Below are 13544 nucleotides of genomic sequence, written 5' to 3'. Positions count from 1 at the left end.
AGGGGTGAGAGGGCGGGTGCGAGACTGACGCCATGCTGCGCTGGTTGACCGCGGGTGAGTCCCACGGACCTTCCCTGACCGCCATCCTCGAGGGCCTTCCCGCCCACGTCGAGGTCACGACGTCCGACATCGCCGACTCGTTGGCGCGTCGGCGGCTGGGCTACGGGCGCGGCGCCCGGATGAAGTTCGAGCAGGACGAGGTCACGCTCACCGGCGGCGTCCGCCACGGCCTGACGCAGGGCGGTCCGGTCGCGATCACCGTCGGCAACACCGAGTGGCCCAAGTGGGAGACCGTGATGGCGGCCGACCCGGTCGACCCGACGCTGCTCAAGGACACCGGCCGCAACGCGCCCCTCACCCGGCCCCGCCCGGGCCACGCCGACCTCGCGGGGATGCAGAAGTACGACTTCGAGGAGGCGCGGCCCATCCTCGAGCGCGCCTCGGCCCGCGAGACCGCGGCGCGCGTGGCGCTGGGCCGGGTCGCCTCCAACTTCCTCGAGCAGGCCGTCGGCGCCCGCATCGTGTCCCACGTCATCGAGCTCGGCGGGGTGCGGGCCCCTGCGGGGGTCTGGCCCGAGCCCGACGACGTCGCTCGTCTCGACGACGACCCGGTCCGCTGCCTGGACCCCGAGGCCGCCGCGGCGATGGTCGCGCGCGTCGACCAGGCCCACAAGGACGGTGACACGCTCGGCGGCGTCGTCGAGGTCGTCGTCCACGGCCTCCCGCCGGGCCTGGGCTCCCACGTGCACTGGGACCGTCGCCTCGACTCCCGCCTCGCCGGTGCCCTCATGGGCATCCAGGCGATCAAGGGCGTCGAGGTCGGTGACGGCTTCGAGCTCGCCGCGACCCCCGGCTCCCTGGCCCACGACGAGATCCTCGCGACCGACGACGGCATCCGCCGGGCCTCGGGCCGCTCCGGCGGCACCGAGGGCGGCATGACCACCGGCGAGGTGCTGCGGGTCCGGGCGGCGATGAAGCCGATCGCCACGGTGCCGCGGGCTCTGCGCACCGTCGACGTCGCGACGGGTGAGGCCACCGTCGCCCACCACCAGCGCTCCGACGTGTGCGCGGTTCCCGCGGCCGGCATCGTCGCGGAGGCCATGGTCGCCCTCGTGCTGGCCGACGCGGTGATCGAGAAGTTCGGCGGCGACTCGCTGGGGGAGACCCGGCGCAACTGCGCGTCGTACCTCGCGGCGCTGAGGTACCGGTGATCGGTACGACCCGTCCGGTCGTCGTCCTCGTCGGGCCGATGGGCGCCGGCAAGTCGACGGTCGCGGGCCTGCTGGCCGAGCGGCTCGGGGTGGCTGCCCGCGACACCGACACCGACGTCGAGGCGGCCGAGGGCCGCTCGATCTCCGACATCTTCGTCGAGTCCGGCGAGGCGCACTTCCGGGCGCTGGAGCGCGACGCGGTCGCCGCCGCCCTGGCCTCGCACGACGGCGTGCTGTCGCTGGGCGGCGGCGCCGTCCTCGACGCCTCGACCCGCGCACTGCTGGCCGGGCACCGGGTGGTCTTCCTGCGCGTGGGCCTGGCCGAGGCGGTCAAGCGCGTCGGTCTCGGGGCCGGCCGCCCGCTGCTCTTCGGCAACGTGCGGGCCCAGATCAAGGCGACCCTCGAGGAGCGCGCCCCCGTCTACGAGTCGGTCGCCACGATCGTCGTCGACACCGACGAGACCGCGCCCGAGGACGTCGCGGCCCGGATCCAGGAGGCCCTGTCATGAGCGAGCCCGACCCCGACCAGCACCACCACGAGGTCGAGACCGTCCTGCACGTCGGCGGTGCCTCGCCGTACGACGTCGTGGTCGGCCACCACCTGGCCGACCGGCTGCCCGAGATGGTCGGTGACGCGCTGCGCGTCGCCCTCATCTGTCCCGACGCGCTCGAGGAGCTCGTCGAGGACGTCGTGGCCCCCCTGGTCGACACCATGCCCGACCGTGACGTGACCGTGCTGGCGGTGCCCGACGGCGAGGACGCCAAGACCGCGGAGGTCGCCAACGCGTGCTGGGAGGCGCTCGGAGAGGAGGGCTTCACGCGCTCCGACGTGATCGTCACGCTGGGCGGGGGAGCCACCACCGACCTCGGCGGGTTCGTCGCCGCCTCGTGGCTGCGCGGGGTGCGCGTCGTGCACGTGCCGACGACCCTGCTGGCGATGGTCGACGCCGCGGTCGGCGGCAAGACCGGCATCAACACCGAGGCCGGCAAGAATCTCGTCGGCGCCTTCCACGAGCCGGCCGGCGTCATCTGCGACCTGTCGCTGCTCGAGACCCTGCCGCGCGACGAGCTGGTCGCGGGCCTGGGTGAGGTCATCAAGTGCGGGTTCATCGCCGACCCCGAGATCCTGCGGCTGGTCGAGTCGACGCCGCCGGACGAGCTCGTCGCGCCGTCGCCGGTCCTGCGCGAGCTTGTCGAGCGGGCGATCCAGGTCAAGATCGACGTCGTCGTCGCCGACCTCAAGGAGCAGGGCGGCACCGGCGGGCACCCCGGCCGCGAGGCCCTCAACTACGGCCACACCCTGGCCCACGCCATCGAGCGCGCCGAGGCCTACGGCATCCGCCACGGCGAGGCCGTCGCCATCGGGTGCGTCTTCGTCGCCGAGCTCGCCCACCGTGCGGCCGGGCTCCCGGCCGAGGTCGTCGAGCGCCACCGCGCCGCGTTCGGCCGGGTGGGTCTGCCGACGACCTATGACGCCGAGCCCTTCGACCACCTGCTCGCGACCATGCGCCTGGACAAGAAGTCGCGCGGCGCCCAGCTGCGCTTCGTCGTCCTCGACGACGTCGGACGGCCCACCGTGCTCGCCGGGCCGTCGGAGGAGCACCTGCGCGAGGCCTACGCCGCCATCGCAGGACCGACCGCAGGGCCGGGCGCGTGAGGGTCCTGGTCCTCAACGGACCCAACCTCGGACGGCTGGGGCGCCGCCAGCCCGAGATCTACGGCTCGACCACCCACGCCGAGCTGGCGTCGCTGTGCGTGGGGTGGGGTGCGGCGCTGGGGCTCGAGGTCGACCTACGCCAGACCAACCACGAGGGCGTGCTGCTGGACTGGCTCAACGACGCCGCAGACCAGGCGACCCCCGTGGTCCTCAACGCCGCCGCCTGGACCCACTACTCCTACGCCGTCTTCGACGCCTGCGCCCAGCTGACGGCCCCGCTGGTCGAGGTCCACATCAGCGACCCCACCCAGCGACCCGAGGTCTTCCGCCACACCTCCGTGGTCACCCCCCACGCGGCCGAGGTGATCGCCGGGCACGGCATCGACGGCTACCGGCTCGCGCTCGAGTCGGTGGCGCGCCTCCGGCAGGACCCGACGCAGGGCTGACCCGCTCTGCGTCGACTTCGCGGGGTGTCGCAGCGCGGGAGCGACTCACCCCGCGTCGACTTTCGCCGCGTCCCCGGGAGGCTGGCGCACCCCGGGTCAGTGTCGGTTCGGGTGGGGTCGTGAAGTCGACGCGGCCTGGGTCGGTCGCGGTTCTGGTCGGTGGCGAGTCGCCTCGCTTTCGCGGAGGGGTGGTCCGGCCCGATAGACTCGTGCGCTGTTGCCCGGGCGCCTGAGGGACCGGCGCCGGTGACGTTACCCGATCTCCGACGACGAAGGCTGACCTGCGCGCATGGCTACCACCAACGACCTGAAGAACGGCATGGTGCTCAACCTCGAGGGCCAGCTCTGGGCCGTCATCGAGTTCCAGCACGTCAAGCCGGGCAAGGGCCCCGCGTTCGTGCGCACCAAGCTCAAGAACGTCGAGTCCAACAAGACCGTCGACAAGACGTTCAACGCCGGCACCAAGGTCGAGACCGCGACCGTCGACCGTCGCACCATGCAGTACCTCTACAACGACGGCTCGTCGTTCGTCTTCATGGACACCTCCAACTACGAGCAGCTCGAGATCGCCCCCGAGATCGTCGGCGGCAACGCCAACTTCCTGCTCGAGAACCAGGAGGCCGTGGTCGCCACCAACGACGGTCGCGTGCTGTTCATCGAGCTCCCGGCCTCGGTCGAGCTCCTGGTCACCTTCACCGAGCCCGGCCTGGCCGGCGACAGTGCCACCGGGCGCACCAAGCCCGCCACGCTCGAGACCGGCCACGAGATCCAGGTGCCGCTGTTCATCAACCAGGGCGAGAAGGTCAAGGTCGACACCCGCGACTCGTCCTACATGGGTCGCGTCAAGTCCTGATGGGGGCCCGTTCCAAGGCCCGCAAGCGCGCCCTCGACGTGCTGTACGCCGCTGACCTGCGCGGCGAGACGCCGACCGAGGCCCTCGACCGCGTCATCGCGGCCGGCGACGGCCCGCCCAACGACTACACCCTGACGCTCGTGCGTGGCGTGGCCGCGCACGTGGAGCGCATCGACCAGCTGCTGGGGGAGTTCTCCGCAGCCTGGAGCCTCGACCGGATGCCCGCCGTCGACCGCAACGTGCTGCGGCTCGGCGTCTGGGAGCTGCTGTGGGCCGACGACGTGCCCGACCACGTCGCCGTCACCGAGGCGATGGCGCTGGTCCAGGACCTCTCGACCGACGAGTCGCCGCAGTTCGTCAACGGCGTGCTGGGCGCGATCCAGCGCGCGCGCCCCGCCGTCGGCTGACCGCACTCCCGCCGTCACCGCTTGGTCACCCCCACCGGGGAGTACGACGGGCCCCGGCTGCGCCATGCTGTGCCGATGAGCGCGATGAGCACTGACACCGACACCGACACCGTCGATCTGGTCGTGATCGGCCTCGGGCCCGGTGGCGAGGCCCTCGCGACCGGGGCCGCGAAGGCCGGCCTGCGGGTGCTCGCCCTCGACAAGCACCTGGTCGGCGGCGAGTGCCCCTACTACGGGTGCATCCCGTCGAAGATGATGGTGCGCGCGGCCGACGCCCTGGCCGAGGCCGGTCGCGCCGCGACGCTCGCGGGCGACGTCAGCGTCACCGCCAGCTGGGCGCCGGTCGCGCAGCGGGTCAGCGAGCAGGCCACCGACGGCTGGGACGACACCGTCGCCGTACGCCGCCTCGAGGGCGCTGGCGCCGAGGTCGTGCACGGCACCGGTCGGCTGGCCGGGCCCGGCCGTGTCGACGTCGAGCTGCCCGACGGGTCGACCCGCTCGGTGGGCGTGACGCGCGGCGTCGTGCTCAACCCCGGCACCCGCCCGGCCGCACCGCCGATCGACGGGCTCGCGGGGACGCCGTACTGGACCAACCGCGACGCGCTGCGTGCCGACGCGCTGCCGGGATCGCTGGTCGTCATCGGCGGCGGGCCGATCGGCTGCGAGCTGGCGCAGGTGTTCGCGCGGTTCGGGGTGCGGGTGACGATCGTGCAGCACGGCGACCGGCTGGTCCCCACCAACGAGCCCGAGGCCGCCGCGATCCTGCAGGACGTGCTCGTCGGTGAGGGCATCCGGGTGATGACCTCCGCGCAGACCTCCCGGGTCGCCTACGCCGACGGTGCGTTCACGGTGACCGTGGGCGGGGAGGAGCTCGTCGCGGACAAGCTGCTCGTGGCCGCCGGGCGCACCCCCAACCTCGACGACCTCGGCCTCGAGACCGTCGGTCTCGACCCGACCGCGCGGACCCTCGACGTCGACGACCGGCTCCGGGTGCAGGGGGTCGAGGGTCTGTGGGCGATCGGCGACGTCACCGGCAAGGGAGCGTTCACCCACGTCTCGATGTACCAGTCGGCCATCGCCCAGCGCGACCTGCTCGGCGAGGACGGCCCCGCGGCGGCGTACCACGCGCTGCCCCACGTCACCTTCACCGACCCCGAGGTCGGCGGCGTCGGGCTGACCGAGCAGCAGGCGCGTGACGCCGGGCTCACCGTGCGGGTCGGCAGCACCCCGCTCGAGCAGTCCTCGCGCGGGTTCACCCACGGCCCCGGGGCGCGCGGCCTGGTCAAGGTCGTCGAGGACGCCGACCGCGGGGTCCTGGTCGGCGCCACCGCCGTCGGTCCGGCGGGCGGCGAGATCCTCGGCCTGCTCGCCCTCGCGGTGCACGCCGCGGTGCCGGTCGCGACGTTGCGCACGATGATCTACGCCTACCCGACCTTCCACCGCGCGATCGAGTCCGCGATCGGGGACCTGTCATGACCAACAGTGCGCAGCAGGCCGCCGGCGAGGCCCACCGCAGCGAGTGGCTCGACCGGGCCGCCTCCGCCGGGCTGGTCGCGTTCGGGGTCGTGCACCTGCTCATCGGCTGGCTGGCGATCCAGCTGGCCTTCGGCAACCGCGAGGGCAGCGCCGACAGCAACGGTGCGCTGCACCAGCTCGCCGACCAGCCGCTCGGCACGGTCCTGGTCTGGTTGGTCGCGGTCGGCATGCTGCTGATGGTCGTCTGGCGAGGCCTCGACGCGGCTGTCGGCTACCGCGAGCAGACCGACGACACCAAGCGGCTGCGCAAGCGGGTGATCGCGGCCGGCAAGGCCGTCGTCTACGCCACCATCGCGATCAGTGCCATCAAGGTGGCGGTCGGCTCCGGCTCCAAGGGTGGCACCGACTCCACCACCGCCAAGCTGATGGACCTGCCCGCGGGCCAGGTGCTCGTGGGGGCGGTCGGGCTCGGCATCGTGGCGGTCGGGGTCGCGCTGCTCGTCATGGCGTGGAAGGAGTCCTACCTCAAGCACCTCGACGGCGAGGGCCGCAGCGGCGACACCGGTACGGCGTACCGCTGGCTGGGTCGTGTCGGGCACGTCGCCAAGGGCATCGCCCTGGGCATCGTGGGTGGCCTGTTCGTCTACGCCGCCGTCACCCACGAGGCCAAGAAGTCCGGCGGCCTGGACCAGGCGCTGGTCAAGGTCCTCGACCAGCCGTTCGGCCCGGTCCTGCTCACGGCGATGGGCCTGGGGTTCGCGGCCTACGGCCTGTACTGCTTCGCCTGGGCGCGCTACCTGGACCGCTGACCCCCCCGCGGGACGTTTCCGGTCGCCCAGCGCGGGCAGGCGGTCGGTCACGACACCGACGGCCTAGGCTCGAGGGGTCGTGGCACCGTTCTCGGAGGAGCCCTCATGACGCAGCACCCGCCCTACCCACCTGCCCCCACGCCGGACGAGACCCCGGACGAGACCCCCGACGACGGGCTGGTCACGGCGACGAGCGACCGGCTCTACACGCCGGCGGAGCTCGAGGCCTACGCGCGTGCGCAGGCCGTGGTCGCGCCCGAGTCGGGGGGCCACCGCGCCGACGTGGCGACCGACCACCGCTCCGACGCCGTGGCCCGCGAGCTCGGCGACCCGCTCGGCGACCCGTGGCCCACCCAGGCGCTCGCCCCGGCCCCGGCGGCCGCGGCCCCGCCGGCGGCCACCCCGCCCGTCGCGCCGGTCGCGCCGGTCGGTCCGCCACCGTCGGCGCCGCCGCCCTCGGCACCGCCCTCGGCACCGCCGTCGTCGTGGAGTCCGCCGCCCGCGGCACCCCCCGTCGTACCGCCGGCGCCGGAGGTGCCCACCGAGGTGCCGGTCACGGAGCCGCGCCGGTTCATGACGGCCGCCGACTTCCTCGACCGCCGCGACAGCGACCAGCAGCTCGGCCCGGCGACCTGGGGCTGGCGCGGGCGCGTACGCCGCTGGTCCGGGGGCGTCATCAGGCCCGCCATGGGCGCCAAGGAGGAGGCCTACGAGCGCGACCGGTCGACCATCCAGCGCGACTTCGACGGCCCGCGCACGATCGCGTTCATCAACCCCAAGGGCGGTGCCGCCAAGACGACCGGCGTCCTGGCGGCCGGCTACACCTTCGGCACCGTCCGCGGCGGCGGGGTCGTCGCCTGGGACAACAACGAGACCCGCGGCACCCTCGGCATCCGGGGCACCCGCAGCTCGCACCGCAACACCACCCGCGAGCTGCTCGAGGACCTCGGCCGGTTCAAGGACGTCTACCAGTCGCGCATCGGTGACCTCGGGGCGTTCGTGCGCTCGCAGGGCGACGCCCACTTCGACGTGCTGGCCTCCGACGAGCGTCCCGACGTCACCGGCACCATCCGCGCCGAGGACTTCCGCGAGGTCCACGCCCTCCTCGAGCGCTTCTACCGCGTGCTGCTCATCGACTCGGGCAACAACATGAGGGCCGAGAACTGGCTGGCCGCCGTCGAGTCGGCCGACCTGCTCGTGGTCACCAGCACGGTGCGCGAGGACACCGGCTACAGCGGGCTGTGGATGCTCGACGCGCTGCAGGACGCCGGCCTGACCGACCTCAAGCACAAGTGCCTCACCGTGCTGTCCGACCCGTCGCCGTCGGTCGACGCCAAGCTCGCCGCCGACCTGGTGCAGGTCTACGAGCAGCGCACCCGCGCGGTCTACCGGGTGCCCTACGACCCGGTGCTCGTCGCGGGCGGGGTCGTGCCCTACGCCCGGCTCTCCGAGGCCACCCGGATGTCGTGGCTCCGGGCCTGCGCGGGGATGGCCGACGCGCTCTGACGTCCCACCCGTCACTTGATTCACCGGCCGGCCGGTGAATACCTGACCGGGACGCTGAAATCTTATCGGCCCGGTCAGGGTTTCACCGGCCGGCCGGTGAAACCTGCACCCCTCGCCGACGAACTGAAAGTGACTTCGATCTTGACAGTGACTGTCACGACTGGCTGAATCGCGGGGCATGACGACGAGACGACCCCTGCGGGTCATCCAGTGGGCGACCGGCGGGGTGGGTCGGGCCGCGATCGAAGCGGTCGTGGCGCACCCCGACCTCGAGCTGGTCGGGGCGTGGGTGCACAGCGCCGACAAGCACGGCCGCGACGCCGGCGAGCTCGCGGGCCTCGACCCGGTCGGGGTCGCGGCGACCACCAGCATCGAGGAGGTCCTCGCCACCGACGCCGACTGCGTCGTCTACAGCCCGCTGGTCGCCGACGAGGCCCAGGTCGTGGCCCTGCTGCGCAGCGGCAAGAACGTCGTGACGCCGGTCGGCTGGGTCTACCCCAACCCGGCCAGCAGCCAGGCCGTCGCGCAGGCCTGCCTGGCCGGCGGGGTCAGCCTGCACGGGACGGGCATCCACCCCGGCGGCATCACCGAGCGCTTCCCGCTGATGATCAGCGCCATCAGCGGGCAGGTCACGCACGTGCGGGCCGAGGAGTTCAGCGACATCCGCACCTACGGCGCCCCCGACGTGGTGCGCCACGTGATGGCCTTCGGTGGGACCCCCGACGAGGCGCTCGCGAGCCCGATGGTCGGGCTGCTCGGCTCGGGGTTCAAGGCGTCGGTGCGGATGGTGGTGGCCGAGATGGGCTTCGACGCCGACCCGCGCATCGAGTCGCTGCAGGAGGTCGCGGTCGCGACGCAGCCCATCGACTCGCCGATCGGGGTGATCGAGCCCGGTCTCGTGGCCGCGCGCCGCTTCCACTGGCGCGCCCTGGTCGACGGCCTCCCGGTCGTGACCGCCACCGTCAACTGGCTCATGGGCGAGGAGCACCTCGACCCGCCGTGGGAGTTCGGGCCCGAGGGCGAGCGGTTCGAGGTCGAGGTCACCGGCGACCCCGACGTCAAGGTCACCTTCAAGGGCCTGCAGCCCGACTCGATCGAGGAGGGCCTGGTCCGCAACCCCGGTGTGGTCGTGACGGCCCACCACTGCGTCAACGCGATCCCCTACGTCGTCGCCGCCCAGCCCGGCATCCGCACCTATCTCGACCTGCCGCTGGTCGCCGGCCGGGCCGCACCCCACCTGGGGACCCACCGGACCGGGACGCAGCGGTGATCCTCGACCGCTTCCGCCTCGACGGCCGGGTCGCCGTCGTCACCGGCGCCGGGCAGGGCATCGGGCGCGGCATCGCGATCGGGCTCGCGCAGGCCGGGGCCGACGTCGTCGTCGGGGCCCGCACCCCGGGTGACCTCCACGAGGTCGTGGCCCGCATCGAGGAGACCGGACGCCGTGGGCTCGCCGTGGTGAGCGACGTGCTGGTCGACGACGACCGCCGGCGCCTGGTCGACGCCGCGGTCACGTCGTACGGGCGCCTCGACGTGCTGGTCAACAACGCCGGCGGATCCGGCCCGCGGCCCGCGATGGCCACCTCGGAGCGGTTCTTCGAGATGGCGCTGCGCTTCAACGTCACCCAGCCGTTCCTGATGAGCCAGCTCGCCGCCCGCGCCATGGTCGACACCGCCGGCAGCGGCTCGATCGTCAACATCTCCTCGCGGTCCTCCGACATGGTGATGAGCTCCTTCGTCGCGTACGGCGCCGGCAAGGCCGCGCTCAACCAGATGACCCGCAACCTCGCCGCCGAGCTCGCGCCGCGGGTGCGCGTCAACGCCATCGGGGTCGGGGGAGTGGCCACCGCCGGCCTCGAGGTGGTGCTCACCGACGACGCCCTGCGCGCCCAGTTCGAGGCCAACACCCCGATGGGACGACCGGGCCACCCGGACGACATCGCCTGCGCGGCGCTCTACCTCGCCTCGCCCGCCTCGGCGTGGGTGACCGGCACCCTGTTGCACGTCGACGGCGGCTGCGAGCGCCCCGCGATCGACGTGCCCGTGCCGCCGCTCGAACCCGCACCGGCACCGTGACCGGGTTGCGCGAGCGCCGCCGTCTCGAGCTGCGCGCCCGCATCGACCGGGTCGCGCTCGAGCTCTTCGCCCGCGACGGCTACGACGCGGTCACCGTCGAGGCGATCGCCGCCGAGGTCGGCGTCTCGCTCAGCACGCTGTTCCGCCACGTCGCGAGCAAGGAGGACCTGCTCGTCGGGGTCGTCCGCACCGGACGGGCCGCGATCGTGGGCAACGTGGCCGCCCGCCCGGCCGACGAGCCGGTCGCCGACGCCCTCGCGGCGGCGATCCTGCAGCGCACCGAGCAGTTCGCCGACGAGACCGACGTGATCGACCTGTGGCGCCGGGCGATGGCCTCGGCGCCGCCGCGCGTACGGCGCGCGTCGCTGCTCGACGACGCCGAGCGGGCCGAGCTCGTCGCTTTGGTGGGCGAGCGCCTCGGCGTGGACCCGCGCGACGACGTGCGCCCCGGGGCGATCGTCGCGGCCCGGCTCGCCGCCGCCGAGCACGCCTACGACCACTGGCTCACCCGGCCTCCGGCCCGGAGCCTGCACGAGCTGACCCGCGAGGCCCTCGCCGCCACCGGGTCGTCCGGCCCAGGGTGAGTCCTGGCTCCCGCTGGGGCGGACGACCCGGCCGGAGCGCGGCGCCCGGTGGGCTGGCGACCCGGCTGACGACCCGACTGGCGACCCGGGCGCTGCCCGGGTCCCGGCCCGGGGTGTAAGACGGAGTCATGCGCGCAGTGGTCTACACCGACAACGGTCCGTCCTCCGTCCTGCACCTCGAGGACCTCCCCGACCCCACCCCGGGGCCCGGCGAGGTGGTGGTGCGCCTGGTCCGGGCGGGCGTCAACCCGACCGACTGGAAGTTCCGGGCCGGCATGATGCCCAAGGCCCACGACCGGGTCTCGCCCGGCCAGGACGGCGCCGGCACCGTCGAGGCCGTCGGCGAGGGTGTCACCGACGTCGCGGTCGGCGACCGGGTGTGGCTGCGGATGGCCCAGCACGGCCGCCCGATCGGCACCGCCGCCGAGCTCACCGTGCAGCCGGCCGACCACGTCGCACCGCTGCCCGACGGGGCGTCGTACGACCTCGGCGCAAGCCTGGGCGTCCCGGCGCTCACGGCGCACCGGGCCCTGTCGTTCGCCACGGCCGACGGTCGCGTCAGGCCCGGCTCGCTCGGGTCACGCACGGTGCTGGTCGCCGGCGGGGCGGGGGCCGTCGGCAACGCCGCGATCCAGCTCGCGGTGTGGGCCGGCGCCACCGTCGTCACGACCGTGAGCAGCGACGCGAAGGCGGCGTTGGCCCGCGCGGCCGGGGCCCACCACGTGCTCGACTACACCACCGACGACGTCGCCGCCCGGGTGCGCGAGGTCGCTCCCGACGGTGTCGACCTGGTCGTCGAGGTCGCGCCGGCACAGAACCTCGACCTCGACCTCGACGTGGTCGCCAACCTCGGCACGATCGCGTTCTACGCCAACAACGGCGGCAACGAGGCCACGATCGCGCTGCGGCCCAGCTTCTCCAAGAACGTTCGGATCCAGGGGATCCTGCTCTACACGGTCCCACCGGACGCGATGCGCGCCGGCGCCGAGGACGTCACCGCCGCCGTGGCCGCCGGGGCCCTGCGCGTCGGTGACGAGGCCGGGGTGCCGCTGCACCACTTCCCGCTCGAGGACACCGCTGCCGCGCACGACGCCGTCGAGGCCGGCGCGGTCGGCAAGGTGCTGATCGACCTGGCCTGACCCGTGCGGCCGCCGGCGGTCAGCGGTGCGCGCCCCAGCCGTGCCAGCGTTCGACGACGATCCGGGCGCTGGTGCGGGGGCTCTCGCGGTCGGGGTAGGGGCGCCCGGCGTAGTGGGTGCTGAGCCGGTCGATGTCGACCAGGCCCTCGTCGGGGGTCAGCCCGTCGATGCGTCCCACGATCGAGACGTGGGTGTACCAGTCGTCGGCGTCGGTGACCGTCAGCGAGACGCGGGGGTCGCGCCGCAGGTGCTGCAGGCGCACGCGGGTGTCGTCCATGTTGACCAGGACGCGGTCGTCGTCCTCCAGGAGGTACCAGGTCGCGACCGTCACCGGCGCGCCGTCGGAGCGCAGCGTGGCCACGACCGCCGGGTTGGGCTTGCGGAGCAGCGCGCGGACGTCGTCGGGGAAGGGCAGTGTGGGCATGGGGCGAACCTACGCGCCGTCGCGCACCCCGAGCAGGTGGCGCCGCGCGTCGTCGAGGCCCCGGGCGTCGTCGGCGTCGTCGGTGTCGCCGGTGTCGTCGGTGCCGGTCAGGTCGCGGGTCGCGAGACGTCGCGCGACGCAGTCGGCCTGCACCGCCCAGCGCAGCCTCAGCATCGTCGCCGCGTGAGGCAGGTCGGGCGTGGCGGGGCCCTCGCCGGCGGCGTACGCCGTGAGCATCGGCTCCGCCGCGTCGAGGCCCCCGAGGTACATCGCGGCCGACGCGACGTCGTACAGGAGCGGCGCGACCAGCGCACCCGTCCAGTCGACGAGCGCGACCTCGTGTCCCGGCAGGCGCAGGAACGCCTCGGGGGCCGGGTCGCCGTGGGCGATGCCGTGGACCAGGCGCGGCAGGGACCTCACGGCGTCGACGGCCTCGACGACCGCACCGCGCAGGTCGGGGTACGACGCCAGGTGGGGACCGTCCGGCTCGACCGACGGCCAGCGCAACCCCAGGGCGAGCTCGTGCCCGACGGTCGCGTGGTGCACCCGCGCCAGGGTCCGGCCGACGAGGGCGCTGTCGTGGTCGCCCATCGGCAGCCCGTCGAGGTGGTGCACGAGCACGAGCGAGCCGCCCTCGACGAGCAGGACCCGGTCGCCGCCGAGCGCCTGGACCGCGGCCCCGGTCGCGACGCCGCTGTGCTCGGCGATCGCCGCGGCCTGCACGCCGGCGGCCAACGAGCCGACGGCGCCGTCGGCGACCCACGTCGCGACGTAGCAGCGCGCGTCGTCGACGGAGACCCACCAGGTGCGCGAACTCATGCCGGCGTCGTGCGGCTCGACGTCGGCGTGGGTGATGCCGTAGCGGTCGCGCAGGATGCCGGGCAGGTCCACGGCGCGACGGTATAGGCTCGCCCTCGATCGACATCCTTTAACGAGCCGTCCCGTGAGGCGGAGAA

The 13544-nt window shown here is 73.9% G+C and carries 15 protein-coding genes; 13 read left to right on the top strand and 2 right to left on the bottom strand.

All coding sequences use genetic code 11. From position 1 onward, the window contains the following. Positions 1 to 32 precede the first annotated feature (32 nt). The 13 genes from aroC to FZC61_RS14925 all read left to right on the top strand — a co-directional run bounded on the left by aroC (position 33) and on the right by FZC61_RS14925 (position 12164). Positions 33 to 1211 carry a chorismate synthase gene (aroC, locus tag FZC61_RS14985; protein ID WP_148614990.1) on the top strand — a complete coding sequence of 393 codons (1179 nt, stop codon included), beginning with the start codon at positions 33 to 35 and terminating at the stop codon, positions 1209 to 1211. Then, the gene (locus tag FZC61_RS14980; protein ID WP_246142713.1) at positions 1208 to 1720 is read left to right on the top strand and encodes a shikimate kinase; all 513 of its coding nucleotides are present in this window, start codon (positions 1208 to 1210) and stop codon (positions 1718 to 1720) included. Before aroC ends, FZC61_RS14980 begins: the two co-directional genes overlap by 4 nt. Continuing rightward, positions 1717 to 2868, top strand: a complete 1152-nt coding sequence (gene aroB / locus FZC61_RS14975; RefSeq protein ID WP_148614989.1) for a 3-dehydroquinate synthase — start codon at positions 1717 to 1719, stop codon at positions 2866 to 2868. Before FZC61_RS14980 ends, aroB begins: the two co-directional genes overlap by 4 nt. Beyond that, positions 2865 to 3314, top strand: coding sequence for a type II 3-dehydroquinate dehydratase (locus tag FZC61_RS14970; protein WP_148614988.1), 450 nt, complete (start codon positions 2865 to 2867; stop codon positions 3312 to 3314). Before aroB ends, FZC61_RS14970 begins: the two co-directional genes overlap by 4 nt. A 289-nt stretch (positions 3315 to 3603) precedes the next feature. Beyond that, positions 3604 to 4167, top strand: a complete 564-nt coding sequence (gene efp / locus FZC61_RS14965; RefSeq protein ID WP_148614987.1) for an elongation factor P — start codon at positions 3604 to 3606, stop codon at positions 4165 to 4167. Continuing rightward, positions 4167 to 4574 carry a transcription antitermination factor NusB gene (gene nusB / locus FZC61_RS14960; protein ID WP_148614986.1) on the top strand — a complete coding sequence of 136 codons (408 nt, stop codon included), beginning with the start codon at positions 4167 to 4169 and terminating at the stop codon, positions 4572 to 4574. Before efp ends, nusB begins: the two co-directional genes overlap by 1 nt. 84 nt (positions 4575 to 4658) lie before the next feature. Continuing rightward, on the top strand, positions 4659 to 6050 hold the full coding sequence (locus FZC61_RS14955; protein WP_148614985.1) for a dihydrolipoyl dehydrogenase family protein: 1392 nt from the start codon (positions 4659 to 4661) through the stop codon (positions 6048 to 6050). Beyond that, positions 6047 to 6859, top strand: coding sequence for a DUF1206 domain-containing protein (locus FZC61_RS14950; protein WP_148614984.1), 813 nt, complete (start codon positions 6047 to 6049; stop codon positions 6857 to 6859). Before FZC61_RS14955 ends, FZC61_RS14950 begins: the two co-directional genes overlap by 4 nt. 105 nt (positions 6860 to 6964) lie before the next feature. Then, complete coding sequence (locus FZC61_RS14945; protein WP_246142712.1) at positions 6965 to 8365, top strand: MinD/ParA family ATP-binding protein; 1401 nt, start codon at positions 6965 to 6967, stop codon at positions 8363 to 8365. Positions 8366 to 8543: 178 nt separating this feature from the next. Continuing rightward, complete coding sequence (locus FZC61_RS14940; protein ID WP_148614983.1) at positions 8544 to 9635, top strand: NAD(P)H-dependent amine dehydrogenase family protein; 1092 nt, start codon at positions 8544 to 8546, stop codon at positions 9633 to 9635. Beyond that, positions 9632 to 10441 (top strand): glucose 1-dehydrogenase, encoded by an 810-nt coding sequence (locus tag FZC61_RS14935; protein ID WP_148614982.1) that lies wholly within the window; start codon positions 9632 to 9634, stop codon positions 10439 to 10441. The genes FZC61_RS14940 and FZC61_RS14935 overlap by 4 nt, the downstream gene beginning before the upstream one ends. A gap of 5 nt (positions 10442 to 10446) precedes the next feature. Next, positions 10447 to 11025 (top strand): TetR/AcrR family transcriptional regulator, encoded by a 579-nt coding sequence (locus tag FZC61_RS14930; protein ID WP_148614981.1) that lies wholly within the window; start codon positions 10447 to 10449, stop codon positions 11023 to 11025. A gap of 128 nt (positions 11026 to 11153) precedes the next feature. Then, positions 11154 to 12164 (top strand): NADPH:quinone reductase, encoded by a 1011-nt coding sequence (locus FZC61_RS14925; protein ID WP_148614980.1) that lies wholly within the window; start codon positions 11154 to 11156, stop codon positions 12162 to 12164. A 19-nt stretch (positions 12165 to 12183) separates the two neighbouring features. On the opposite strand, the gene FZC61_RS14920 is transcribed toward FZC61_RS14925, so the two are convergent. Further along, positions 12184 to 12588 (bottom strand): PPOX class F420-dependent oxidoreductase, encoded by a 405-nt coding sequence (locus tag FZC61_RS14920; protein WP_148614979.1) that lies wholly within the window; start codon positions 12586 to 12588, stop codon positions 12184 to 12186. 9 nt (positions 12589 to 12597) lie between these two features. Beyond that, on the bottom strand, positions 12598 to 13479 hold the full coding sequence (locus tag FZC61_RS14915; RefSeq protein ID WP_148614978.1) for a phosphotransferase: 882 nt from the start codon (positions 13477 to 13479) through the stop codon (positions 12598 to 12600). Positions 13480 to 13544 lie beyond the last annotated feature (65 nt).

This window comes from Nocardioides rubriscoriae (assembly GCF_008087085.1).
Classification (GTDB): Bacteria; Actinomycetota; Actinomycetes; order Propionibacteriales; family Nocardioidaceae; genus Nocardioides; species Nocardioides rubriscoriae.
The sequence above is the reverse complement of the archived record's forward strand: the minus strand, read 5'-3'. Positions and strand labels throughout refer to the sequence as shown.

Bases quoted from the DNA above. Each gene is read 5' to 3' on its own strand.
- aroC (WP_148614990.1), top strand. From the start codon at position 33: ATGCTGCGCTGGTTGACCGCGGGTGAGTCCCACGGACCTTCCCTGACC.
- aroB (WP_148614989.1), top strand. From the start codon at position 1,717: ATGAGCGAGCCCGACCCCGACCAGCACCACCACGAGGTCGAGACCGTC.
- efp (WP_148614987.1), top strand. From the start codon at position 3,604: ATGGCTACCACCAACGACCTGAAGAACGGCATGGTGCTCAACCTCGAG.
- nusB (WP_148614986.1), top strand. From the start codon at position 4,167: ATGGGGGCCCGTTCCAAGGCCCGCAAGCGCGCCCTCGACGTGCTGTAC.
- FZC61_RS14955 (WP_148614985.1), top strand. From the start codon at position 4,659: ATGAGCACTGACACCGACACCGACACCGTCGATCTGGTCGTGATCGGC.
- FZC61_RS14950 (WP_148614984.1), top strand. From the start codon at position 6,047: ATGACCAACAGTGCGCAGCAGGCCGCCGGCGAGGCCCACCGCAGCGAG.
- FZC61_RS14945 (WP_246142712.1), top strand. From the start codon at position 6,965: ATGACGCAGCACCCGCCCTACCCACCTGCCCCCACGCCGGACGAGACC.
- FZC61_RS14940 (WP_148614983.1), top strand. From the start codon at position 8,544: ATGACGACGAGACGACCCCTGCGGGTCATCCAGTGGGCGACCGGCGGG.
- FZC61_RS14925 (WP_148614980.1), top strand. From the start codon at position 11,154: ATGCGCGCAGTGGTCTACACCGACAACGGTCCGTCCTCCGTCCTGCAC.
- FZC61_RS14920 (WP_148614979.1), bottom strand. From the start codon at position 12,588: ATGCCCACACTGCCCTTCCCCGACGACGTCCGCGCGCTGCTCCGCAAG.